Source organism: Sporosarcina limicola (genome assembly GCF_014873855.1).
GTDB lineage: Bacteria > Bacillota > Bacilli > Bacillales_A > Planococcaceae > Sporosarcina > Sporosarcina limicola.
Genome location: NZ_JADBEL010000001.1, coordinates 107814 through 132286, shown reverse-complemented (window position 1 = coordinate 132286; position 24473 = coordinate 107814). Strand labels below are relative to the sequence as shown.

Here is a 24473-nt window from a genome sequence, read left to right as displayed (position 1 = left end):
AACTAGCAAAAAATAAAACTATGAAAGTTAGGGAATTGCTTGATCAGAAAAGAAATAAGTCTAGTCTGAAAAACATAGTGGAAAAGTGCATTCCTGTATTTCTTTTTCTGATTGCTAGTGTATCGATTCTTACAACCGTTGGAATCGTCTATACATTATTATCTGAAACGATTGAGTTTTTTAGAAGGGTTCCGATTGTAGATTTCTTCACGGGAACTGTATTAAAACCATTAAGTCAAAATCCCCAATTTGGCGTGTTGCCGCTTGTAATTGGCACGGTTACGTCATCTGTTATCGCCATGTTTGTGGCGGCGCCAATCGGCTTAATGACAGCAATCTATTTGAGTGAATACGCTTCTGATAAAGTCAGAAAAACTGTGAAACCGTTATTGGAAATCCTCGCAGGTATTCCGACAATCGTTTATGGATTTTTCGCCTTCACGTTCATCACACCGCTGTTACGTGATGTAATTCCCAGCCTACAAGCTACCAATATCCTAAGTCCAGGAATCGTGATGGGTGTCATGATTATCCCGATGATTGCCTCGCTGTCTGAAGATGCGATGAGTTCAGTTCCGAATTCAATGCGGGAAGGGGCTTTCGCGCTTGGGTCCACGAAACTGGAAGTGACAAAAAAGGTCGTCATTCCCGCTGCTTTGTCAGGAATCATCGCATCATTCGTACTCGGTATTTCCCGGGCAATCGGCGAAACGATGATTGTGACCATCGCAAGCGGAAGTACAAAAAACTTCTCATTCGACATTACGCAGTCCATGCAGACGATGACTGCGTATATTGTTGAAGTAACGGGTGGAGATGCCCCCGCAGGTTCAACAATCTATTACAGCTTATACGCGGTTGCGATGACGCTGTTCGTTTTCACGCTCATCATGAATGTAGTTGCTAGATATGTCTCTCGAAAATTTAGGGAGGAATATTAAAATGGAGCATGTGAATCAAACAAAAGTTATGAGGCGAATGAACTTCCGACTATTCAAGAACAGCTTATCTAAATATATTTTTCTGCTCGCTACGCTATTTGGTCTCGTTGTACTAGCTATCTTAATTTACCGTGTCGTATCACAGGGAATCGCTTGGATAGATCTAGATTTCATTACTGGGAAACTGTCTACGCAGCCTGAACGAGCCGGTATCATGGGAGCTATCTTGGGAACGTTTTGGTTAATGCTCGTTGTGGCCCCTGTTACAATGTTTTTCGGTGTGGGGACAGCAATCTACTTGGAAATATATGCGAAAAAAGGACGTCTACAAGGGATCATTCAGACGAATATCGCAAACTTGGCAGGCGTGCCTTCCATCGTATACGGTATTCTGGGATTAACCGTTTTTGTCAGGGTGATGGACTTCGGCAATGTCATTTTAGCTGGCGGATTAACGATGTCTCTCCTTATTCTGCCGATTGTCATAGTGGCCAGTCAAGAGGCTATTCGCGCAGTTCCCCAACACTTAAGCGAAGCATCCTACGGAATGGGTGCAACGAAATGGCAAACCATTAAAAATGTTATCCTGCCAGTATCCCTTCCTGGTATAATGACAGGCGCAATTCTATCGCTATCACGTGCAATCGGGGAAACAGCACCGTTAGTAGTCATCGGAATTCCCGCATTACTCATGCCTTTTCCTGGCGGTATACTCGATAAATTCACAGTCTTGCCTATGCAAATTTATTATTGGACACTCGATTCTTCATTAGTCGCAGAATACGCAAATCTAGCGGCGGCAACAATCATTGTATTGCTTGTGGCGTTGCTGATTTTGAACTCGAGCGCTATTGTTATTCGAAATAAATTTCAGAGGAAGTATTGATTGGGAAAAAGAGTAGGAGGGAGATGGATTCCTTGCTACTCTTTTTGTGAAATTATGTTCTTAGGAAAAGGATTGGGGGTAGTTTTTATTCAGGTGTGGGTCAATGGTCCTGATTCAGGGATAAGTTTATAAAAGTGACGGATATAATCTCCAAAGTGACTGATATCCGTGAAAATAAGCCGAAAGAAATGAGCAACGTAATGATGTAAATGATTAACAGGACAACGTAGCCTTCATTAACTCGTCTTGCTGCTCAAGAGAAGTGAGCGTCCATTGTACATCCCCAACCGTGTAACTTCTAACAATAATCATATGTTTCAAGTGCATCCCTGGTGGGTCAATGTTCGGTTGTTTGAACACGTTCAGCAATCGTTCCGGTGTATAAAGCATGCACCATCTCTTACTACCATCACTCATTTCTAAGCTTATTTCAATCCAATTCGTTACAGTGGGGTCCACTGTAACTTCATCATCAAACGTCCAACTTATGAAACTCACAACTCCGGTTCCATCCAAATTAAAATAATACTGGGGAAACCAACGATGGCGTCCTAAATCGCAAATGATCCGAATCAATTCTTTCTCACCATTTATCTCAATTACTTGATATGATTTTCCTCTCGTTAGGTTATTAGTGTACTCGCCTATAGTTCTGCAGATGATTGTTTGGTTTGTCATGGTTCACCTCACGTGTTCATGGTTGAAGTATAATGAAGAAAAATCAGCTAAGTAGTTGATCTTTTGTGGTTAGAAACATTTTCTTGGTCAACTCTAATGTAACTTCCTACTTCATAATCACTAGTAAAGGAAAGTCATGAAAACTGTTTAGCAACTAGGCTAATCAGCTTTGAAATCTTACACTTTGAATTGTTTCAATCCATTCTTCAAACCAGCATCTTCTATTAACCATTGTATGGCAAGATTGGTTATGACCAACCCATGATTAAGGATTTACTGGCTACTCAACAATCCCAAAGTATTTTTTTGCTTTAAAGATTGATGACACTTCACCTTCGGGTACATCTTCTTCAAAATAGATTGCTTCAACGGGACAGACAACTTCACAGGCACCACAATCGATGCATGTATTTGGATCGATAAAAAATTGATCGTCGCCTAATGTAATACAATCCACTGGACAAACCTCTACGCAGTCCGCCGCCCGTTCCGTTATACACTGCGAAGTTATAACAAAAGCCATTTTCAGGACCTCCAATTGGTAATCAGATTGATTTCCCTAGTTGATTTTTTAAATCTTCACTTGAACGCTGCCAGTATCCCACATCATATTCCTTTAAATATTCCCTTAATAACCCCAACGATTGCATATCCATATGAGAAAGAATGAATTGGTTTTTAAGCGATTTATCCATATTATTTACATGTTCGGGCAAAGATTTGTATCCCAACTTAATTCGACGGTCTTCTCTCGACACTAATACTTCGCAAGCTGCTGCGCCTGAATAATAAGGTCCTAAACTATCATTTCGAAGCGTTAGCCATACAATCCAAAAACATTTGGGATTAGGTCCAGCATGTTCTTTATCAGGCTTGAACCGGACTTTTTTTTCTATCTTGCTTTTGCCATGCAAGGCATCCATGTCTATAAAAATATCGTTTTCTTCAGGGTCTATGATGATAGGAGTAACATTATCAAGACTAATCGTACCGATACCAAATCCGCCATCCCCATCGGTAGAATCACCGCTTAAAATTGTAAAGGTCATCTTTTGTTTGTTTTCTCGTTTCGTCAATGATGTTTTTCCTCCTTTCATTTTAGTGAACAAGATAAGAGCCTAAAAGGGATCTTATCTTGTAGATAACAATTATCTATTCATCGCTTGTTCGTATTTATTGGAAACTGCATCCCAATTAATAATTTTAAAGAAGTTTGAAATATAATCAGGTCTTCTATTTTGATAAGCTAAGTAATAAGCATGTTCCCAGACATCTAACCCCAAGATAGGCATTGTGCCTTCCATAATCGGATTGTCTTGATTTGGCGTACTCGTGACATCAATTTTATTATCATTATTGACGACTAGCCAAGCCCAACCGGAACCGAATCTTCCTGTTGCGGCCTTTGTAAATTCTTCTTTGAACTTTTCAAAACTACCAAAACGATTGTTAATCGCTGTAGCTAAGTTGCCCGTTGGTAGGTTGTTTTCCGAGGGAGAAGTAAGCACTTCCCAGAATAACGAATGATTTAAATGACCACCTCCATTATTTCTAACAGCCGTTCTAATTGACTCAGGTAGAGCATCCAGATTTGTAAGGAGTTCTTCCACAGTTTTGCCGTTTAAATCTCCATGTCCTTCAAGTGCGACATTTAGATTATTCACATACGTTTGATGATGTTTTCCATAATGGATTTCCATTGTTTGTTGGTTAATAACTGGTTCTAATGCATCGAAACCATAATTTAGTGCTGGTAACGTAAATGTACTCATTTTAATTTCCCCCTAGGTTTCATACACTTCTTATACTTTGTAAACCTTTTAGTTTAACAAGTGTGTATGATGATAATAGAACAAGTAATCATCTGAAGTCAACCGAGTTGCACTTAATATACCCATTCACATCTTCCTGAAGAAGCTATTCATCTAATTAGATTGAATGCAAAAAAGGCTGCTATCATGTACTTTCACAAAATAGATGGCCTTTTTTAAACGGATGGGCTATCCCCATTAAAATTGATAAGAAAATGGCAATGGTCCTCTCCATCAGCTTTGCAACTCGTTCGCCGTACATTATTCGTATTTAATACTTCTTTAAACATGTTTGTCTCGCAGTTACATGCTTGTTTAAAATTTTTAGCTACCTCAAAAATAGGGCAATTATGCTCAATTAATTCAAATTGATTGTCATCTATTTTAATTACATCGGCCATATACCCTTTGTCGATTTGAATATTTTTCAATGTCTCAACAATTTCTTCGTTTGATATTTTATTTTTCATATACGGAGAGTATTTATTAGCTAGTCGCTTACTTCTCTTTTCAAATAGATGATGAATTATGTCATTCCCTTGAATCGCCTGAAGGTCACTGAGAAAATCAACAGTAAGATTATCGTAACTTTTAGGGAAAAGTACATCGGCTTGCGGTGTTAATGAAAAAACTTGCACAGGTCGACCTAGAGGTTGTTTTACTTCAACGATATGGATAAAAGAATCTCTTTCGAGGATATTTAGATGTTTTCTAACGGCCATTTCTGTGACATTTAAAGCTTGAGCCAGTTGATTCACTGTCATTTTGGTCTCTTTTTTTAATAAATTCAGTAATTTTTCTTTTGTTGTTAAACGAGAGTCCATAACTTTTTCACCTCCGAAGTCAAGTATCTTATCATAGCATGAATATTTCACGATTTATAGCACATTGATTTCTGAGCTTATTTCAATTCAGTTCGTTTTAGAGGGGTCCCCTGTAACTTCGTTATTACGACACTGACAACCACGATTCGATACAAATTAAACTATAACTATGGAAGCCAACGATGACGTCCTAAATCACAAATAATCCGGCTCATTTCTTTCACATTATTTTTCGCGAAAAAATTACTTTTCCATGTTGACTCTAACGCAACGTCATGCTTTATAGTCAGTAGTGAAGGGGGCCTTAGCGATGAAAGTGAAAGAAGTATCCAAATTGACGGGAGTCAGTGTGCGCACACTGCATCATTATGACGAAATCGGTCTACTCGTACCGGATGATTCGACGGAAGCGGGATACCGAATTTATTCTGATGAAAACCTAGCGACATTGCAGCAAATATTATTCTTCCGAGAACTCGGATTCACCTTAGCAAAAATAAAGGAACTACTCACAAGTCCAACATTCAACAGGCAGGAAGCGTTCGAAATGCAGCGCACTATGTTACTGGAAAAACGTAAGCAACTGGACAGTATGATCAACACAATCGAAAAAACAATCCAACATGGAAAAGGGGAATACACAATGACGAACAAAGAGAAATTCACAGGATTCGACTTCAGTAAGAATCCATATGAAAATGAAGCAAGAGAACGCTGGGGTGATAAAGCTGTCAATCAGTCCAATAAAAAAATGTTGGGGTTCGGTGAGGGAATGCAGGACGAAATGAATCGTATTTATTTCAAACTCGCAGAACTACGCCATCTATCACCAGAATCGGATGAAGCACAGGAAGCGATTGGTGAATGGTATGTGTTTTTGAACAAGATAGGCAATTATTCGTTGGAAGCTTTTAAAGGATTAGGTGAAATGTATGTGGCGGATGAGCGGTTTACGAGGAGTATTGATGAGTTTGGTGAGGGGTTGGCGGTGTTTATGAAGGGGGCTATGGGGGTGTATACAAAGCGAGAATGAGAAAATGGGGAAAAAGTACATGTCATCGTTATCCGTTTACACTAGATTTCGTAGAATAGGGACCTGATAATCCCAATTATACGTTTGCAACTGTATTTTCTTCGCTTGCATTTTATAACTAATTTGCTTCTTGTACTTACAGCAACAATTAGCGATACAAAGCTTTCGAAGAATTTTTCACTGAAGTGGGTCACACAGTTGAAAATGGTGACAAGGGAAAACAAGAATAGAAGAAAACAATCCAGACTTATTTGCCTCGCTTGTACAGGGGCCTACTATAAAAGGAATCCGAATGAGGCAATTCGCGTACATTAAAATAATCTGGGTATGGGTACAAGGTTATGTATCCTCCCTAGTCGATTGCGCTTTGGTAATCTCACTTATTGGAGAAAAACCGGGTCTTGCAGCATCCAAAAACCTTATCACTTATTTTAGGCATAAGCAAAAAAATAACTAGTCAATTCTAGAGAAAAAACCAGAAATACCCCTTGGATTATGTTTTAATTGTTAAGGACAAACAAAACAAAATAACATAACAAGGGGTACTGATTATATGATACACGCAATTTTAGGTAAATACAAAGATATTTTTATAGAAAGCATACTTAAACTGAAAGGCTCCGAAAAACGTATCACGCTAGCTAAAATCGCTGAGGCTCATGGTATCGGCGGTCAGTCCATGGTTGCCAAATTATTTAATGTTGGTCGGGATACCATTGGAAAAGGGCAAAAGGAATTACAATCAGGATTCGCTTGTGAGGATGCCTTTTGTGCCAGAGGACGTAAAAAAACAGTAGTACTTCTCCCCAATTTAACAACGGATATAATAGCCATCGTGGATTCCCAAAGTCAAACAGATCCAGATTTTAAAACAACAAGGCTTTTCACAAGGCTAACTGTGACAGAAATACGAAAGCAGCTTATCGAACAAAAGGGATACCAGTGCGATCAGTTACCAACCAATCAAACGTTGAATACAATCGTAAATGACCTTGGCTATCAGCTGAAGAAAGTGATGAAAACAAAACCCTTAAAGAGGATAGATGAAACGGACGTAATCTTTCTAAACGTTGATGATATCAAAGATGAACATAAAGGAAAAAGTAATGTGATGCACATCTCGATTGATACGAAAGACCGCGTAAAGATTGGAAACTTTTCAAGAGGTGGGAAGAATCGGCTTTGTGTGAAAGCGAACGATCATGATTTCGGGACTGATTATGTAACTCCATTCGGAATACTGGATGTCAATACGGGTCATGTTGAATTAACATTTACAAAAACGAAAGCCACGGCGGATTTTATGGTTGATTGTATAAAGGCTTATTGGCTTAAAAATAAGAATCAATCCCATGATACGCTTATCATCAATGCAGATAACGGACCCGAAAATAGTAGCCGGCGAACGCAGTGTATGAAAAGAATTATCGAGTTTTCGGTAACTTATCATGTGACAGTCATTTTAGCTTATTATCCACCTTATCACAGTAAATATAACCCAATTGAGCGGGTTTGGGGTTGCCTGGAACAACATTGGAACGGGGCTATTTTGGATACACACGAAGCCGTGCTAGGTTATGCGCTGAGTATGACTTGGAAAGGAAAGAATCCTTGTGTAACATTTACAGATAAAGTGTATGAAACAGGCGTAAAAGTAGGGAAAAAGATTATGGCAGCGTATGAAGAAGTTATCGAGCGCAAATTAGGGATAGAAAAATGGTACGTTACGATAGATCCGGTAAGGTGTAAAGGGGTGTTTGAAATGGAAATAAAAGTATAGGGAATTGATTTTGGGGTAAGGGGAAGCTATGTGCTTTTTAAGGTTTTTTCTCTGATTGGTCCCCACTTTAGTATAATAGTGGATATTATGTAGTGAGAGTAAAATTACTACTGTTCCTTTTTTATAGCAAATAGGTGTTATATGTATACTGACTTGTTATTTCTTTTAGCGTGCCTTATATATAAACCCGGCAAGGATTCCATTTAGACGGGTGCGTATTTGGCGGATGTTGGTTATGGGATAACGGTTGGAATTATAAATGTGTTGGGGAATCTTATTGGGTCTTTTTACTTAGATGGCTATTTTTATTGGAACGGGAAGTTATGGAGTGATGTTATATCATCAAAGTCTTAGTACCCTGAAATTAATGCCGTGTAAGAGTTAATAACTGCTTAACCCGATTTATATAGCCTTAGTCTAAAGTGATGTAATATGCTATAATTTTTCTGTCGCGCTTTGTTTAGGTGCGTGGATTGAAAATAAGTGCTATTTAACGTGGATGGGAACAGGCCCAATTACTTTTAAAGTAATTGGGTCTGTTTTTTTGTTTGGACGAGTGAATTGACTTTTTAGACTACAATGGATAATATGAAGTTATTAGTTTAATAGAACTTAGAAGTGAAATATGATAATAAAATAAGGCTAGCTGGCTTAAGAGTTCATAATAAAAAAGTCAATTGAGTGAAGTGTAGAATCATGGGGAAAAAGTATGGTGGAGAATTTAAAATGCTTGCAGTCAAATTAGTAATTGTAACTGGAAAGCCTGTTGCTCAAATAGCGGTAGTGTTGGATATTGGCAATCAAACGCTTTATAACTGGATGAAAAAATACAACGAAGACCAGAATGATGGAAGCTTTATAGATAGCGGCCATAAAGCACCTGAAGATAAAACCGTGCAAGGGCTACAGAAAAGAATTCGTAATCTTGAAGAAGAAAACTCAATACTAAAAAAGGCTATGTGCATCTTCGCCAAAAAACAGAAGTGATTTATGAATAAATGGAAAAGCGCCGTAACAAGTTTCCTGTCGAATCCTTGGTTGGTTATGGAATGATTGAAATGACGAGGGAACTTGTTCTGACAGTTTTTGAGGGTCGTTTGGCCTTTCAAGTTAATCGAATTTAGGTAGCTTTGCAATCGGAAATTGATAAAGTCCCCATTTGAATTGTTCGGATTCCTGGTACAGTATCAGTTATTGACAATTAGATTGAAGAATAAATCATCTATAATATTTCGACTAAATTATGTTTTTAATGAAACTATTTGGTACTATAGTATTGTGATCACTCTAAAAAGGAGATGTGCTTATGATTGCTCATATGAGAAAGTCTGATTTTAAAATCCAAAAAGTTCAAGATCATTTAATATCAGTTTCATTACTTGCGAAAAAATTTGGAGAAAAAGCAGGTTTTTCGTCGATGGCTGAACTCTCCGGTTTTTTACATGATATGGGTAAGAATACGAAGGCCTTTAGTACTTATATTGAGAATGCGGTAAAAGAGACAGGTGAGTCATTAGAAAGAATCGATCATTCGACTGCTGGAGCAAAATATTTATACGAAACTTATTATGTTGAAGTACCAAAAACTCAGCCCGATGTAGTTTCTAACTTTGTTGTTGAAATTGTAGGAATGGTTATTTTATCCCATCACTCCGGCCTACAAAACTTTATACAGCCTGATGGAAGTCAATCTGATTTTTTTAGAAGAGTGTGTAGGGAAGACCTGCCTTATTACGGGGAAGTACAAAAAGAGTTTTTTAGTATCTCAGGTAATAAAGAAAAAGTAGAGAAGCTCTTTGAAGCTTCATTAGAAGAAATGAAAGCGTTTTTCCTATGCTTACAGCAACTTTTGAAGAATTACCCAAATGAGAAGAATAAAGAGAAGACTTCCCAATTTATTTTTTTTAGTTTAGTAATGAAGTATGTTTTCAGTTGTCTTATTGATGCAGACCGAACAGATTCCCGTAGATTTGATGAAGAGGATACAACAGATTTATACCAATCAAACCAAGCCTTTTTTAAAGAGAGTTATGATCATTTGATAGATCAGTTGGAAGAATGGGCGGCAGGTCCGAATGCATCAAAGCCAATTAATAAACTACGTGCTGAGATGTCTGAACAGTGTGACCGCTTAGCGGGAGAAGCCTCATCGATTTATCAATTGTCAATTCCAACGGGTGGGGGAAAAACGTATGCGAGTTTACGATATGCGTTAAAGCATGCTCAAATGAAAAAGAAAGACCGAATAATTTATGTCGTACCATACACAACGATAATAGAGCAAAATGCGGATGCGGTCCGGAAGATTATTAAAAATGAAGAGTTGGTATTAGAACACCATTCAAATGTGATCGATGATGCAGCAAGTGAGGATGGGTCTGATTATTATCGACAAACAGCTCAAAAAAAGATGCAGCTTGCCCGAGATAACTGGGATCATCCAATTATTTTTACGACAATGGTCCAATTTTTAGATACATTTTATGCAAAAGGTACGCGTAAGGCGCGAAGGTTACATAATCTCACAAATGCGATTGTGATTTTCGATGAGGTCCAGTCCGTACCGGTTAAGCATATTCCTTTATTCAATAGTGCGGTGAATTTCTTACATCACTTTGGGAAGAGCAGCATCATCCTTTGTACGGCGACGCAACCATCGCTTACAAAAACGTCTTATCCACTTCTAATGGATAAAAATGCGGAAATGGTGAAGTATCTACCAGATGTTGTGAAAGCGTTTGAACGGGTAAATATCGAAAGTAAGGTAGAGGATGAAGGGTGGACAGCTGAGGAAATTAGCGGTTTTGCAGTTGATGAACTAAAAGAGAAGCGGTCTTTGCTCATTATTTTGAACACGAAAAAAGCAGTGTTAAATGTATATCAGCAATTGAAGGAAACACAAGGTTATTCAGTTTATCATTTAAGCACATCCATGTGTCCACAGCATCGGAAGGATATATTAAAGATGGTGAAAGAGAAGCTTAAATCGCCCAAAGAAAAAGTGATTTGTATAAGTACACAATTGATTGAAGCCGGCGTAGACATCAGTTTTGAATGCGTCATTCGATCACTTGCTGGACTAGATTCGATTGCACAGGCGGCTGGCCGATGCAATCGGAATGCCGAAAGAGAAAAGGGAATTGTTTATATTATACGTGCCAAGGATGAAGCGCTATCAAAATTGCCGGAAATTGCACTTGGGCAAGAAGTGACCGAAGAAGATATTCTTAGTCGTAGTGAGCTAGCTAAGGATTTGTTAAGTCCAGCGGCAATCCAAACGTATTTTGATTTCTATTTAAACAAGGCAGGCCGAAAGATTAAAATGACAGACTCGAAACTTAACGTGGAGCTTATTGAATTGTTAGATCGTAGTCCTAAATATGTTGTTGCAATTCCAAAAGAGAGTCCCAAAACTTTGATGTGTTCGATGTACAAGACGCTAGAGTCTCATTTCGAAGTAATCGAGGCGCCAACAACAGCGATATTGGTTCCATATGGTGAAGGAAAAGAATTGATTAATAATTTAAATGAAGATATTCATGATTATGATAAGCTCAATGAATATTTGAAGAAAGCACAGCAATATAGTGTGAATGTATATCGCCATACATTGCAAGACTTGGCATCGGAAGGGTTAATCACATCGCTCTATAATGATTCCATATACGCTTTAAGGGATGGAGGATACCATAAGGAGTATGGCTTGGAAGTAGAAGGAGAAGGAAAGTTAAATCACTCAATTTTTTAAAGGAGGTGAGAGATTGTGAGAAATCAAATTGAATTTATTGTTCACGCTAAATATGGTCTTTTTACAGATCCAATTACTAAAATTGGCGGAGAGAAGTTCACATATCAAATTCCAACCTATCAAGCGCTAAAAGGTATCGTTGAATCGGTGTATTGGAAGCCAACGTTAATTTGGTATATCGATGAGGTTAGAATAATGAACCCGATACAAACAGAAGTGAAAGGTTTGCGTCCAACGAAATACCATAGTTCTACAAATGAATTGGCATATTACACTTACTTGAGAAATCCAGCATATCAGGTACGTGCTCACTTCGAGTTTAATGAGCATCGCGAGGATCTAGCATATGACCGCAACGAGCACAAGCACCATAATGTTGCGAAGCGTTCGGTAAACCGCGGAGGACGACGTGATATTTATCTGGGAAGTCGAGAATGTCAGGGATATGTTGAGGCTTGTGAGTTTAACAGTGGGGAAGGCTTTTACGATGAATATGGAGAGATTGGCTTTGGGCCGATGTTCCACGGGTTTAATTATCCAGATGAAACTGGAGAAAATGAGTTAGAAGCGAGAATTTGGAAAACACCTGTCATGAAAAATGGTATCATCCAATTTATTCGTCCAGAGGACTGTACACTCGTTCGTCCAATTAAGAGTAAAGAGCCAAAAGTGTTTATAGCTGGTGAAAACTTTAAAACCGTGGAAGAAGAGTATAGTGAAATATTTCCGGTGGAGGTGAAAAAATGAGTTGGATGAAGCGATTGTATGATGTGTATGAAAATAATAGCGATGTAGTTGGTGAATTTGAATCACGTGGAGAAGGTCAACGTTTTACATTGTTACCAGTATCCCATGTTACACAAAGTGCACAAATTGAGGTGCTATTAGACCGTGAAGGAAATTTCTTTAAAGCTAGGGTAGTATCAAAAGATGAAGCGCGAACGATTTTACCGGCAACATTGGATTCTGCTAACCGTGCTGGTTCCAAAGTAGCTGCCTATTTCTTACACGATAAATTATTTTATGTCGCGGGAGACTACTTAAAATACGGCGGAGAGGAGAAGCGTTCTGCCAACTTTCCACAATATATCGATCAAATGAAGGGGTGGGCAACGAGCGAATTTACTCATCGGAAAGTAGAGCACATTTATAACTACGTAAAAAAAGGCACAGTAATTGAGGACCTCATCGCGGAAAAAATATTGTTTGTGGATGGAAACGGCAAGTTGGTTGAAAAATGGACGAAGCAAGATGATAAAAAGTATGGAATTGAAAAACCAGAGATTTATAAAGTCGTAACCGGAGATAGCAGTGAGGCACTCGTTCGTTTCACCATTTTAAGCGAAACGTCGAATGATCCTGTCGTCTGGGAAGACAAGGAATTATTTAAGGCATTTCAGCAATACCTCGCCAATAAAATGGATAAGGAAGCGGAAGTTGGACTTTGCTATGTAACTGGACAAACGATACCTCTTACAGAGCGTCATGGTTCACGTTTAAGAAATGCGGGCGATATGTCAAAGCTAATTTCGTCAAATGACAATACAGGATTTACATATCGTGGTCGTTTTGATAAACCAAACCAGGCCGTACAAATTGGTTATGATATTTCACAAAAAGCACATAGTGCAATGCGTTGGCTCATTCAGCGTCAAGGTTATCGTTCGGACACACGAAATTTCATAACGTTCGGTGTTGAAAATCCTGCTGTTGTTCAACCGTTTAAAGGAACGTTGGATATATATAATGACCCAATGGGTTTAATGACAGGAATAGGGATGGTTGAGAATGAAAAAGAATATACGAATCTTGTGATCGCCGAACAAGTCCAACAAGCGTTTAAAGGAAAGAAACATAACTTTGAAATTGAAGGTATTGACCATATTATCGTGATGGCTGTTGATGCGGCAACAACAGGAAGATTGGCGATTGTTTATTACCAGGAGTTGGACAGTCGGCTCTTTTTAGACAGATTATCTCATTGGCATGATACATGTAAATGGCATCAAAGTTATTATGATGCTGTTAATAAGAAGACGGTGAGCTATGTAGGAACACCTTCGACCTATCATATTGTTGAATCGGTTTACGGAGAACGGGCAGATGAAAAAGTGAAGAAAGAGCTCTATACCCGCCTGCTACCTTGCATTGTTGACCGTGCGGTAATTCCAAAAGATATTGTCATGACAATATTTAGCCGGGTAAAAAATCCAATGGGTTTTAACAAAGATTTATCCAATCCGACAGGGGAATGGCAACGCACACTAAACATCGCCTGTGCGCTGATAAAAAAACAATATGAAAAGGAGGAGATTGATATGGCATTAGATCTAGAAAACCAATCTCGTGACTATTTATTTGGACGTTTGTTAGGTGTAGCAGAAGTGTTTGAGACCAATGAATTAAAGAGGAAAAATGATCCGAGAGCGACAAATGCAATGCGTTATTTCAATGCTTTTACTCAACATCCCGCACGTGTCTGGATGACAATTCAAAAACAACTTCACCCCTATAAGATACGACCATCAAAATTTAGTCAACGCTATATTAATTTGTTTCAGGAAATAGAAGATAATATTAAATTTAATGATATGAATAACAATGCACTAGGTCCACAGTTTTTACTAGGCTATAGCAGCCAAATCAGAAGTTTATATACAAAACAAGAACAGAAAGAGGAGAATGAAAATGGTACCAATTAATAACAAAGTTGACTTCGCTGTCATATTTACTGTCGATAAAGCAAATCCGAACGGTGATCCACTAAATGGAAACCGTCCGCGTCAAGATTATGAAGGGTATGGAGAAGTATCAGATGTAGCTATTAAAAGGAAGCTTCGTAACCGCTTACAAGACGAAGGGGAAGCCATCTTGGTTCAGTCTGATGAAAATCGTATAGATGGTTATCGTAGTATTGCTGATCGTGTGTTTGGAAATGAGGCTATCGCGCCTTATTTTGATAAGAAAAATAAAGAGCCGAATAAAGAAGAATTGGTTGGGATTTCTGCGAGTAAAGCTTGGTATGACGTTAGAGCATTTGGGCAAGTGTTTGCATTTAAAGGGGAAGATGTATCGGTAGGTGTACGTGGTCCCGTTTCAATTCACGCAGCAACAAGCGTAGATCCCGTTGATATTACCAGTATGCAAATTACGAAGAGTGTGAACTCAACTACAAATACAAAGGACCCAAGTAAAAAGACATCCGATACTATGGGGATGAAGCATCGTGTTGACTTTGGTGTGTATGTCTTTTGTGGCAGTATCAACCCTCAATTAGCGGAGAAAACGGGTTTTTCAAAAGAAGATGCTAAAAAACTAAAGCAAGCATTGATTACTCTCTTTGCCAATGATTCTTCATCAGCAAGACCGGATGGCAGTATGGAAGTAAATAAAGTATTTTGGTGGGAGCATAATTCAAAGCTTGGTCAATACTCTTCAGCAAAAGTACATCGCTCAGTTAAAATTGAATTGAATAATGAAAATAAACTTCCAAACTCGTTAGATGATTATACAATTACAATAGAAAATCTTGAGGGCTTATCCGTGAAAGAATATGACGGGCTATGATGCATCAGATTTTCTGCTACTGTCAGGCATTCAACATTTCCAATTCTGCGAAAGGCAATGGGCGTTAATCCATATTGAACAGGAATGGGAAGAAAATGTTTTAACAATAGAAGGGAGTCATCTGCATGAGAAAGCAGATGACCCTTTTATCAGGGAGAAACGAAAAGACGTGTTATATGTACGGGGATTGCCAGTTCATTCTTCAAATTTAGGTTTGACTGGTATTTGTGATGTAGTAGAATTTCATCAAGATGAAAATGGTGTACCTTTACAAAATGAAAAAGGTACGTATTTGCCAATTCCAGTAGAGTATAAGCGCGGAAAACCAAAAAAGGATCAGTCGGATATTTTGCAACTGGTGGCACAAGCAATATGTTTAGAAGATATGTTATATTGCCCAGTTCCACGGGGTGACCTCTTTTACCATGAGATTCGTCGGCGGGTCGAAGTAGAAATCACGGAAGAATTAAAAAACAAAGTGAGGGAAACAGCAAAACGTATGCATGACTATTATCAAAGACGTCATACACCTCGTGTGAAAACGGGAAAGCATTGCAAGAGCTGTTCACTGCGTCATATTTGTTTACCAGAGTTGCTAACAAAGGAATCTGTCGCGAGTTATATGAAGAGGATGATGGTGGAATGAGAAAATTATTAACTACGCTATACATCACAATTCCAGATGCTTATCTGGCCTTGAAGGGTGAAAATGTCTCTATTATCAAAGATGAAGAATCGATTGGTCGAGTGCCTCTACATAACTTGGAAGGTATTTGTACATTCGGACGTCAAGGAGCTAGTCCGGCTTTAATGGCTGCTTGTATAGAACGGGATATAGCGATTACATTTTTAACAACGAACGGTCGCCTTCGAGGAAGAGTTATTGGGCCATCGAACGGAAATGTTGTGTTGCGGAAAACCCAATATAGAATTTCTGATGATGAGAAAAAAAGCGCCGAGATTGCAAGACATTTTCTTGTTGGAAAGCTTTATAATTCGAAATGGACCCTAGAAAGAATGACACGAGATCATGCATTACGAATAAATGTTGAAAAGTTTAAAAATACTTCTGCACACTTAACAGAGTCGATGAAACAACTAATGACAATCGATAATTTGGAAGTGTTGAGGGGTATAGAGGGGAATGCTGCAAGTACCTATTTTTCTTTAATGGATGATATGATTTTACAACAAAAAGAGGATTTCTTTTTTAAAGGAAGAAATCGAAGGCCACCGCTGGACAATGTAAACGCACTGTTATCATTGGTTTATACTTTGTTAGCCACCGATGTCGGGGCGGCTTTAGAGACGGTTGGATTGGATGCCTATGTTGGTTTTTTACACCGAGACCGTCCTGGACGAATGTCATTAGCTCTCGACATGATGGAAGAGCTTCGAAGTGTTTGTGCAGATCGGTTTGTTTTATCACTAATTAATAAAAAGCAAGTACAAGCTTCTGATTTTCTAAAAAAGGAAAGTGGGGCAGTACTCATGACTGACGATGCACGCAAGAAGATATTCAAATTGTGGCACGATAGAAAAGATGAAAATATTACGCATCCATTTTTAAAGGAGAAAATTTCTTGGGGGCTTGTTCCGCATGCCCAGGCCCTGTTGTTGGCTCGATTTATTAGAGGCGACCTTGATGCATATCCACCATTTTTGTGGAAGTAGGTGACCGATAATTTTAGTGTTAATTACGTACGATGTGAGTACAATATCAGATGGTGGGAAAAGAAGACTAAGAAAAGTAGCGAAAAAGTGTGAGGATTTTGGTGTACGCGTTCAAAACTCAGTCTTCGAATGTATTGTTGATGCAACTCAGTTAAAAATACTAGAAATTGAACTAAAAAAAATAATTAATCCGGCTGTCGATAGTTTGAGATTTTATAAACTAGGAAACAATTATAAAAATAAAGTGAAGCATGTAGGCGCAAAAGAAAGTTTAAATGTCGAAGGGCCATTAATCTTCTAGTGCGAACCTGAAGCACACATGAAAACCCTAGGAGACTCGCACCAGAAATGATTGAAAAACATTCGAAGATTGGGTAATATTAGTAGAGTAAGTAAGTGGATAAGTATCTAATGATCTATTTTTACTATAAATTTGCTGAAATTAAGTTTTTTTAGTACTTTTTCGCAGTCGCACTCTTCGTGAGTGCGTGGATTGAAATACCAACCGCCAAGCTGAAAAATGAGCTGTTTAAAGTCGCACTCTTCGTGAGTGCGTGGATTGAAATGCGAGTGTAGAAGGGGATATTCCTAATACTTCGCGGTCGCACTCTTCGTGAGTGCGTGGATTGAAATTGACCAAGCCGTGATGACGCGTTGATTCTCTTCAGTCGCACTCTTCGTGAGTGCGTGGATTGAAATACACGCCCACCCATCTTTATCGCGATCCATTTTACGTCGCACTCTTCGTGAGTGCGTGGATTGAAATTATCACTCCTTGTTAAGTTAAATTGATGACTGCTCCGTCGCACTCTTCGTGAGTGCGTGGATTGAAATCTTCTATTAAAGAGCGATAGTTTCATAGGCGCCTGTCGCACTCTTCGTGAGTGCGTGGATTGAAATCTTAACACGCTTTGGGCTAGCTGCGATGGACGGCGGTCGCACTCTTCGTGAGTGCGTGGATTGAAATAGTCCTAGACTACCCTTACGCAACGCATGCTGAATCGTCGCACTCTTCGTGAGTGCGTGGATTGAAATAAGTTCCGCCGATGGAGGGCAAGCCATCCACCTGGAGTCGCACTCTTCGTGAGTGCGTGGATTGAAATTACTTTGTTGTTTTTACACTGCCACTCGTCATTAGCAGTCGCACTCTTCGTGAGTGCGTGGATTGAAATAGGTGCACACACTGTAAGCATGAGTACGTAGCTTAGTCGCACTCTTCGTGAGTGCGTGGATTGAAATCAAGCAGGAGTATGTAAAGATCACGAAAGAGCTAAGTCGCACTCTTCGTGAGTGCGTGGATTGAAATCCTAGACGGAACTCTCTGTGGAACGAATCATAAGTGTCGCACTCTTCGTGAGTGCGTGGATTGAAATTAAACGGCGTTGAGTATCATCTTTCATACCTTTTGTCGCACTCTTCGTGAGTGCGTGGATTGAAATATCAAATCGCCAAAATGACTTGCCGCACTAACTATGTCGCACTCTTCGTGAGTGCGTGGATTGAAATCAGGCGTCGTGTAGTTGTACATATACATGTAAAACAAGTCGCACTCTTCGTGAGTGCGTGGATTGAAATTGATAAGCCTTGGTCGCATTGAAATACTTAATGTGTCGCACTCTTCGTGAGTGCGTGGATTGAAATTCGTAATGTCATTCCGCTAGACTCATATTCTTTGTCGCACTCTTCGTGAGTGCGTGGATTGAAATATCACCATCCACAACCCTAGTCGTCGTATATTCGCCGTCGCACTCTTCGTGAGTGCGTGGATTGAAATGTCCTCATGACAGCACTCGTCAACAAACGCTTTGCGTCGCACTCTTCGTGAGTGCGTGGATTGAAATCGGATATAGAGTTTTTAATGGGATTATTTTTCCGAGTCGCACTCTTCGTGAGTGCGTGGATTGAAATTCTTTGTTGTATCGCTCGATAACTTTTACTGCAGGTGTCGCACTCTTCGTGAGTGCGTGGATTGAAATTTAACGACGTATTCATCTGATTCACGCAAATGCCACGTCGCACTCTTCGTGAGTGCGTGGATTGAAATAAGGCATAATAAAAAGCCACACCCGTAATGGATGGTCGCACTCTTCGTGAGTGCGTGGATTGAAATATTTGCAAGTTGGATGATGAAGATGAAGTTGACGAGTCGCACTCTTCGTGAGTGCGTGGATTGAAATACCCCTTTACCATTGCACCTGGTCGGCATAGACTTTGTCGCACTCTTCGTGAGTGCGTGGATTGAAATATGAACGCCTAACCATCCCGCAATTTGTCGGTAGTCGCACTCTTCGTGAGTGCGTGGATTGAAATAGCGCGATGCGACTCAAATTGTTTCAGCTGATATTAGGTCGCACTCTTCGTGAGTGCGTGGATTGAAATGGAAACGTGTTAAAAGGTGTGTTCAAATATGCCAAGTCGCACTCTTCGTGAGTGCGTGGATTGAAATGTCGGCGACGTACTGATTGATATCGTTGATCGGGAAGTCGCACTCTTCGTGAGTGCGTGGATTGAAATAATTAGCGTCCGTCTGCAAACGGGCGTTTTTATTTGTCGCACTCTTCGTGAGTGCGTGGATTGAAATACTTGCGGCTGTCCAGCTGCTACACGTATGCGAGGTCGCACTCTTCGTGAGTGCGTGGATTGAAATGAATCGTTGAATCTTTCACGCCATGTTTTGTTGGTCGCACTCTTCGTGAGTGCGTGGATTGAAATTGTGAGGACTGCGCGAAAGAACTTGCTGCAAGGTTGGTCGCACTCTTCGTGAGTGCGTGGATTGAAATCGGAAGGCACGCCTCCAGTGGTAGTGCTTAAAGGTGTAGTCGCACTCTTCGTGAGTGCGTGGATTGAAATAGTTGGAAACACGTATTTTAGAACTTGAGGGTGTGCGTCGCACTCTTCGTGAGTGCGTGGATTGAAATAGTTGCAGGAGCGTATTCGGTCGAGGGGCAATAGTCGCACTCTTCGTGAGTGCGTGGATTGAAATCTTGTCCCTCATACGGGGGTCACAGAGGAATAAGGTCGCACTCTTCGTGAGTGCGTGGATTGAAATCGACTTTGCGGCAGGACTGGACACTCAAATCTTTGTCGCACTCTTCGTGAGTGCGTGGATTGAAATACAATGGACCAAATCGTACAAGCCTATTTTGATAGTCGCACTCTTCGTGAGTGCGTGGATTGAAATTGATCACCTCGCAATGAGAAAACGACAGGAAATGCGTCGCACTCTTCGTGAGTGCGTGGATTGAAATAGCGTCATCAATGAACCGCCTGACGTCTTTATCTCGTCGCACTCTTCGTGAGTGCGTGGATTGAAATAGCTTTTAAATGTGAAGCCCCTGGATACATAAGCGGTCGCACTCTTCGTGAGTGCGTGGATTGAAATGGTTGTCGAAACCTTTCGAGGTCAAGGTATTGTGGTCGCACTCTTCGTGAGTGCGTGGATTGAAATAAGATTTTTCTTGCGTATTTCCTCAGTTGTTTGATGTCGCACTCTTCGTGAGTGCGTGGATTGAAATGGTCCAGTTCGCGATTGCGTTCCGATTAATCCGGGTCGCACTCTTCGTGAGTGCGTGGATTGAAATCTGTCTATGGTTTTTTGGTCAAAGCGGGCAGTAGAAGTCGCACTCTTCGTGAGTGCGTGGATTGAAATTCCGCCTGTTTAAGAAGCGTGTTGACCTTCGTCGTCGTCGCACTCTTCGTGAGTGCGTGGATTGAAATGACAAAAAGTATCCGAGCAATACACCTTGGTTTGTGTCGCACTCTTCGTGAGTGCGTGGATTGAAATCGAATCCTTTAAACATCGAAGTGATTTTTGTGAAGTCGCACTCTTCGTGAGTGCGTGGATTGAAATAACATGGGCGGCTTGTTGCGCGGAGATACTGCTGTCGCACTCTTCGTGAGTGCGTGGATTGAAATGAAAGAAATCATGATTGATGTGAATCAATTTAGTGTCGCACTCTTCGTGAGTGCGTGGATTGAAATTACAACTACTTAATATAACAGAAAGATTACCAATGGTCACACTCTTCGTGAGTGCGTGGATTGAAATAACGGGATGAAATTGCCGAAAGCGGCTCCGTTCAGTCGCACTCTTCGTGAGTGCGTGGATTGAAATTCAGGTGGATTAGATATTAACTCAGCTTCTTTTTCGTCGCACTCTTCGTGAGTGCGTGGATTGAAATCGTTATATCACTTAGGTGGTATCGTTGTATTTGGGTCGCACTCTATATGAGTGTGTGGATTGAAATCGTCACTTTTGACCTTGTCGCTGATTGGGAAGATATCGCACTCTATATGAGTGCAGGGATTTAAAGTTTGAATCTTCCCATTAAACCTACTTCCAACCCACCCTCTTTTCATTTCCGAAACCGAATTATATCCAAAAAATGAAACCTAGATGTATAATAGAACGTATAGTATATAGACGAAATTATAATAATGACACTGTCCAGCTTTCCCGTTGCTTACTAGGTCCCGGGTCTTAGACAGTTTTCCATCTACGGACTGTTTAGAATGTTAACCGGACTGTACATAATGGATAGAAGAGATCTGCAAGGGGTTGGGTGCAATGGGAAGAACGATATATATTGTACTAACCGATACGGGGACATTGTTGTCTAGGGCGATTGGATTGTACACACGGGAAGATTTGAATCATGCGTCGATTGCGTTTGATGAGCAGCTGACGGAGATGTACAGTTTCGGCAGAAAGCAGCGGCATAATCCATTTGTTGGTGGCTTCGTGAAGGAAGAGGCTGCTGAAGGGATATTTCGGGATGCAGATTGTGCGATTTTCAGCTGTGAAGTTAGTGATGAGGAATACGACAAGATGCGGATGAAGATCCGTCAGATTGAACAAAATAAAGAGCAATACAGATATAATTTCATTGGCTTATTTGGTATTGCCTTTAAGGTGAAAATTCAACGTAAGCGTGCGTTTTTCTGTTCCCAATTTGTCGCGACAATTGTCAACGAGAGTGGGGTGCCGATGTTTGCCATCAAGCCGTATTTGGTACAGCCGCATCATTTTGCAGATGTACCTTGTTTGATTCAAATATATGAAGGTGATCTACAGGTTTATTTGCAAAAAGTAAGAGGGCAACAAGAGCGAAAACCGATTCACATTAATATGTGGAAGAGTTTGGTTTTTAGGTTGCTTGCTTGATTCGAAGCTATTTATTTCTTCATTTATTTTTCATATACAGAGCGATTGCCTTAAGTCGGGTGATTGCTTTTTTGTTTGGATACATATGCCGTCAATTTGACTAGTACGACTTCCTGATAACCCAATAAAAAAAGCCTCTTTAAAAGAGGCTAACAGGACACTGGATAATCCCTTGTGATCTTCACCAAGTTGTTTTACGTATGTGCAGCACTAGATTGTTTTTTCTTTGGGGAATCTAGCCTGCTCGTTCCCACAAACATCGCCGTAATCAAACCAATAATGCCGACACAAATGCTGAGTATAAAACCATGGTTAATGGCTGTTCCCATCGCCTCCTGAAGAAAGGCGCGAATGTGTGGGTCCATTTCAACTCCTGCTTGCATGAGTAGCTCAGGATTCGCTAATGTACCGATTTTATCAGTAGGAATACCGACTTTTTCAGCCCCGACAGGTATTAATCTGGCTAGGTTGTTATTAACAATCGTTGCCATTATCGAAGCGCCTAATATACCGCCAATGTTGCGCCAGAAGCCAACGATGGAAGAGCTGACGCCTATATATTTTGGATCAACGTTTACAGCAATGGCACTCTGCGCAACACTCATTAAGGGGCCAACTGCACCAAAGCCAAGTAAAATCATAAGTGCGATCATATACCCGCTAGATGCATCAGAACTAACGATAGAAAGCAACGATGCAACAATGACGGTCATCAGCATTGTGAAAAGCATCAGCGTACGGAAGGCGAATTTAGATTGTAAGAAACCGAATAGTACAGCTCCAGCAATTAAGGAAGCCATCATAGGCGTCAATATGCCGTTAGAATTGGAGTGACCTAATACTCCTACAGTAAAACTAGGCAAGTACGTAATAGCCGAGAACATGATAACGCCTTGGCAGAAGCAAAGGACGCTTGTTCCCAAAACCATCTTATTTTTAAATATGCTAAGCGGAAGTATAGGCTCTGTTGCACGCAGCTCAACTAAAATAAATAAAATCCCGATTACAACAGATGTTGTGAATAAGCTAATCTCCTGCCAAGAGTTCCAAGCGTAAACTTTGCCGCCCCATTCAAGCGCAAGCATTAAAGAAACGGTTGTAATGATTAGAAATAACGTTCCCATATAATCGATTTTCGGTTTGTGTTCTGAACGAGTTTCTTTTAAAGAAATCATCAAAATAATCATTGAGGCCAAACCAATTGGCACGTTAATGTAGAAATTCCATCTCCAACCTAAATGTTCGGCGATAAAACTGCCCAACTGTGGACCTGCAACGGAAGAAAGACCAAAGATTGCTCCGAAGACACCAGCCATTTTTGCTGCATCTTTTGGGTCTTTAAATATCGTATAAATAATCGCAAAACTGATCGGTAACAGTGCACCAGAACCAATCCCTTGAATGATGCGAAACCAAATAAGCTGATCGGCGCTCTGGGCAACTCCGCATAATGCAGAACCGATAAGAAACAACCCGATTCCGATCATATAGAACAACTTTCTACCGAATAAATCGGACATTTTCCCAAACACTAACATCGTGCTTGTTGCTGCTAACATATAGGCTGTAAATACCCAGCTTACTTTATCGAAAATATTAAAGTCCTCACTTATTTTGTTAAGGCATGAAGCCACAATCGTATTATCCAATGATGCCATTAATAGTCCAAGTGCCATCGCAACAATTATGAGTCTATTATTTGATTTTGATTCGGCCATTCTAAACCTTCTCTCATTGTTCTAATTGTTCCATACCTGCTAACCCTTTACGGATTATTTCCAGCTTAGCGCTATATTCACTTAGCCCTATTTCTATACATATAATATGGGATGGTTGCATTTCATCTTTATAAAATGAGTACTTCTCACTTAACAGGTCTAACTGTTTTTGTGTATGCTCCTGAGCCTGTCTCAACCAAGCAATCACCTTATCATTTCCCATAAATTCGCCGAAATAAAGTCTCGTCAAAAAATCTGATTTTACGGTATCTGATTCCATCGGGCTATGTAAATAGGCGTTAAACCTTTCTCTTCCGTTCTCCGTTATAGTAAACATATTCTTATTCGGTTTACCGTCTTGAAGAACAATTTCCTTCGTAATAAATTCCTCTTTCTCCAGCCGATTAAGCATAGGATAAATCGTTCCATAGCTAGAGCCGTAGAAAAAAGAAAACACGTCTTCGAATAATTGTTTAATTTCATAGCCTGATAATGAATGCTTCATTAGTGTGCCTAGAATAACATCCTGACTGTTCATAAATTTGTCTCCTTTCTAGTTTTCCCAAGATGGACTTACTTTCGGAGAACTTATACGGTTTGTAATCGTTTTACATTTTTTAATATATCATTATGATATATATCATGTCAA

Annotated in this window: 21 protein-coding genes and 1 CRISPR repeat array; of the genes, 14 read left to right on the top strand and 7 right to left on the bottom strand. The window is 39.9% G+C overall.

What is annotated here, in order from left to right:
• Nucleotides 1–20 precede the first annotated feature (20 nt).
• Together pstC and pstA are read left to right on the top strand one after the other, a co-directional pair.
• Nucleotides 21–941, top strand: a complete 921-nt coding sequence (gene pstC / locus H4683_RS00670; protein WP_192597162.1) for a phosphate ABC transporter permease subunit PstC — start codon at nucleotides 21–23, stop codon at nucleotides 939–941.
• A gap of 1 nt (nucleotide 942) precedes the next feature.
• Nucleotides 943–1827 carry a phosphate ABC transporter permease PstA gene (gene pstA, locus H4683_RS00665; RefSeq protein WP_192596897.1) on the top strand — a complete coding sequence of 295 codons (885 nt, stop codon included), beginning with the start codon at nucleotides 943–945 and terminating at the stop codon, nucleotides 1825–1827.
• Nucleotides 1828–2040: 213 nt separating this feature from the next.
• Here pstA and H4683_RS00660 read toward each other — a convergent pair whose 3' ends face one another.
• The 5 genes from H4683_RS00660 to H4683_RS00640 all read right to left on the bottom strand — a co-directional run bounded on the left by H4683_RS00660 (nucleotide 2041) and on the right by H4683_RS00640 (nucleotide 5140).
• Nucleotides 2041–2505, bottom strand: coding sequence for a hypothetical protein (locus tag H4683_RS00660; protein WP_192596896.1), 465 nt, complete (start codon nucleotides 2503–2505; stop codon nucleotides 2041–2043).
• Between the two features lie 280 nt (nucleotides 2506–2785).
• Nucleotides 2786–3028, bottom strand: a complete 243-nt coding sequence (locus H4683_RS00655) for an indolepyruvate ferredoxin oxidoreductase subunit alpha (protein ID WP_192596895.1) — start codon at nucleotides 3026–3028, stop codon at nucleotides 2786–2788.
• 22 nt (nucleotides 3029–3050) lie between these two features.
• Nucleotides 3051–3581, bottom strand: a complete 531-nt coding sequence (locus H4683_RS00650; protein ID WP_338062366.1) for a YwhD family protein — start codon at nucleotides 3579–3581, stop codon at nucleotides 3051–3053.
• A gap of 72 nt (nucleotides 3582–3653) precedes the next feature.
• Nucleotides 3654–4277 (bottom strand): superoxide dismutase, encoded by a 624-nt coding sequence (locus H4683_RS00645; protein WP_192596894.1) that lies wholly within the window; start codon nucleotides 4275–4277, stop codon nucleotides 3654–3656.
• 215 nt (nucleotides 4278–4492) lie between these two features.
• A complete protein-coding gene (locus H4683_RS00640; protein WP_192596893.1) occupies nucleotides 4493–5140 on the bottom strand; it encodes a helix-turn-helix transcriptional regulator in 648 nt (215 codons plus the stop codon).
• A 310-nt stretch (nucleotides 5141–5450) separates the two neighbouring features.
• Here H4683_RS00640 and H4683_RS00635 point away from each other — a divergent pair, with 310 nt between their 5' ends.
• The 12 genes from H4683_RS00635 to H4683_RS00580 all read left to right on the top strand — a co-directional run bounded on the left by H4683_RS00635 (nucleotide 5451) and on the right by H4683_RS00580 (nucleotide 22106).
• Nucleotides 5451–6173, top strand: a complete 723-nt coding sequence (locus tag H4683_RS00635; RefSeq protein ID WP_192596892.1) for a MerR family transcriptional regulator — start codon at nucleotides 5451–5453, stop codon at nucleotides 6171–6173.
• 226 nt (nucleotides 6174–6399) lie between these two features.
• A complete protein-coding gene (locus H4683_RS22275; protein WP_192597160.1) occupies nucleotides 6400–6630 on the top strand; it encodes an ethanolamine ammonia-lyase light chain EutC in 231 nt (76 codons plus the stop codon).
• A 96-nt stretch (nucleotides 6631–6726) separates the two neighbouring features.
• Nucleotides 6727–7953, top strand: a complete 1227-nt coding sequence (locus tag H4683_RS00625; protein ID WP_192596891.1) for an ISAzo13 family transposase — start codon at nucleotides 6727–6729, stop codon at nucleotides 7951–7953.
• A 696-nt stretch (nucleotides 7954–8649) separates the two neighbouring features.
• Entirely contained in the window at nucleotides 8650–8940 is a 291-nt protein-coding gene (locus H4683_RS00620; RefSeq protein WP_192596890.1) for a transposase, read from the top strand.
• A 319-nt stretch (nucleotides 8941–9259) separates the two neighbouring features.
• Nucleotides 9260–11701, top strand: coding sequence for a CRISPR-associated helicase Cas3' (gene cas3 / locus H4683_RS00615; protein WP_192596889.1), 2442 nt, complete (start codon nucleotides 9260–9262; stop codon nucleotides 11699–11701).
• Between the two features lie 15 nt (nucleotides 11702–11716).
• Nucleotides 11717–12448 carry a type I-C CRISPR-associated protein Cas5c gene (gene cas5c, locus H4683_RS00610; RefSeq protein WP_192596888.1) on the top strand — a complete coding sequence of 244 codons (732 nt, stop codon included), beginning with the start codon at nucleotides 11717–11719 and terminating at the stop codon, nucleotides 12446–12448.
• Complete coding sequence (cas8c, locus tag H4683_RS00605; RefSeq protein WP_192596887.1) at nucleotides 12445–14403, top strand: type I-C CRISPR-associated protein Cas8c/Csd1; 1959 nt, start codon at nucleotides 12445–12447, stop codon at nucleotides 14401–14403. The genes cas5c and cas8c overlap by 4 nt, the downstream gene beginning before the upstream one ends.
• Nucleotides 14390–15268, top strand: coding sequence for a type I-C CRISPR-associated protein Cas7/Csd2 (gene cas7c, locus H4683_RS00600; protein ID WP_192596886.1), 879 nt, complete (start codon nucleotides 14390–14392; stop codon nucleotides 15266–15268). Before cas8c ends, cas7c begins: the two co-directional genes overlap by 14 nt.
• Complete coding sequence (gene cas4 / locus H4683_RS00595) at nucleotides 15255–15914, top strand: CRISPR-associated protein Cas4 (RefSeq protein ID WP_192596885.1); 660 nt, start codon at nucleotides 15255–15257, stop codon at nucleotides 15912–15914. Before cas7c ends, cas4 begins: the two co-directional genes overlap by 14 nt.
• Complete coding sequence (gene cas1c, locus H4683_RS00590; RefSeq protein ID WP_192596884.1) at nucleotides 15911–16942, top strand: type I-C CRISPR-associated endonuclease Cas1c; 1032 nt, start codon at nucleotides 15911–15913, stop codon at nucleotides 16940–16942. Before cas4 ends, cas1c begins: the two co-directional genes overlap by 4 nt.
• A 10-nt stretch (nucleotides 16943–16952) precedes the next feature.
• Entirely contained in the window at nucleotides 16953–17243 is a 291-nt protein-coding gene (gene cas2 / locus H4683_RS00585; protein WP_192597159.1) for a CRISPR-associated endonuclease Cas2, read from the top strand.
• Nucleotides 17244–17410: 167 nt separating this feature from the next.
• Nucleotides 17411–21189: a CRISPR direct-repeat array (repeat unit 32 nt; unit sequence GTCGCACTCTTCGTGAGTGCGTGGATTGAAAT).
• Between the two features lie 320 nt (nucleotides 21190–21509).
• Nucleotides 21510–22106 carry a hypothetical protein gene (locus tag H4683_RS00580; RefSeq protein WP_192596883.1) on the top strand — a complete coding sequence of 199 codons (597 nt, stop codon included), beginning with the start codon at nucleotides 21510–21512 and terminating at the stop codon, nucleotides 22104–22106.
• A gap of 194 nt (nucleotides 22107–22300) precedes the next feature.
• Here H4683_RS00580 and H4683_RS00575 read toward each other — a convergent pair whose 3' ends face one another.
• Nucleotides 22301–23824, bottom strand: coding sequence for a DHA2 family efflux MFS transporter permease subunit (locus tag H4683_RS00575; RefSeq protein WP_192596882.1), 1524 nt, complete (start codon nucleotides 23822–23824; stop codon nucleotides 22301–22303).
• A 13-nt stretch (nucleotides 23825–23837) separates the two neighbouring features.
• Entirely contained in the window at nucleotides 23838–24362 is a 525-nt protein-coding gene (locus H4683_RS00570) for a PadR family transcriptional regulator (RefSeq protein ID WP_192596881.1), read from the bottom strand.
• Nucleotides 24363–24473 lie beyond the last annotated feature (111 nt).

Excerpts from the sequence above, each read along its gene's own strand:
- pstA (WP_192596897.1), top strand. The coding sequence starts at position 943 with ATGGAGCATGTGAATCAAACAAAAGTTATGAGGCGAATGAACTTCCGA.
- cas7c (WP_192596886.1), top strand. The coding sequence starts at position 14,390 with ATGGTACCAATTAATAACAAAGTTGACTTCGCTGTCATATTTACTGTC.
- H4683_RS00575 (WP_192596882.1), bottom strand. The coding sequence starts at position 23,824 with ATGGCCGAATCAAAATCAAATAATAGACTCATAATTGTTGCGATGGCA.
- H4683_RS00655 (WP_192596895.1), bottom strand. The coding sequence starts at position 3,028 with ATGGCTTTTGTTATAACTTCGCAGTGTATAACGGAACGGGCGGCGGAC.
- H4683_RS00640 (WP_192596893.1), bottom strand. The coding sequence starts at position 5,140 with ATGGACTCTCGTTTAACAACAAAAGAAAAATTACTGAATTTATTAAAA.
- H4683_RS00660 (WP_192596896.1), bottom strand. The coding sequence starts at position 2,505 with ATGACAAACCAAACAATCATCTGCAGAACTATAGGCGAGTACACTAAT.
- cas3 (WP_192596889.1), top strand. The coding sequence starts at position 9,260 with ATGATTGCTCATATGAGAAAGTCTGATTTTAAAATCCAAAAAGTTCAA.
- H4683_RS00625 (WP_192596891.1), top strand. The coding sequence starts at position 6,727 with ATGATACACGCAATTTTAGGTAAATACAAAGATATTTTTATAGAAAGC.
- pstC (WP_192597162.1), top strand. The coding sequence starts at position 21 with ATGAAAGTTAGGGAATTGCTTGATCAGAAAAGAAATAAGTCTAGTCTG.
- H4683_RS00620 (WP_192596890.1), top strand. The coding sequence starts at position 8,650 with ATGGGGAAAAAGTATGGTGGAGAATTTAAAATGCTTGCAGTCAAATTA.
- H4683_RS00580 (WP_192596883.1), top strand. The coding sequence starts at position 21,510 with ATGGGAAGAACGATATATATTGTACTAACCGATACGGGGACATTGTTG.
- H4683_RS00635 (WP_192596892.1), top strand. The coding sequence starts at position 5,451 with ATGAAAGTGAAAGAAGTATCCAAATTGACGGGAGTCAGTGTGCGCACA.
- H4683_RS00645 (WP_192596894.1), bottom strand. The coding sequence starts at position 4,277 with ATGAGTACATTTACGTTACCAGCACTAAATTATGGTTTCGATGCATTA.
- H4683_RS00570 (WP_192596881.1), bottom strand. The coding sequence starts at position 24,362 with ATGAACAGTCAGGATGTTATTCTAGGCACACTAATGAAGCATTCATTA.
- cas8c (WP_192596887.1), top strand. The coding sequence starts at position 12,445 with ATGAGTTGGATGAAGCGATTGTATGATGTGTATGAAAATAATAGCGAT.
- cas4 (WP_192596885.1), top strand. The coding sequence starts at position 15,255 with ATGACGGGCTATGATGCATCAGATTTTCTGCTACTGTCAGGCATTCAA.
- cas1c (WP_192596884.1), top strand. The coding sequence starts at position 15,911 with ATGAGAAAATTATTAACTACGCTATACATCACAATTCCAGATGCTTAT.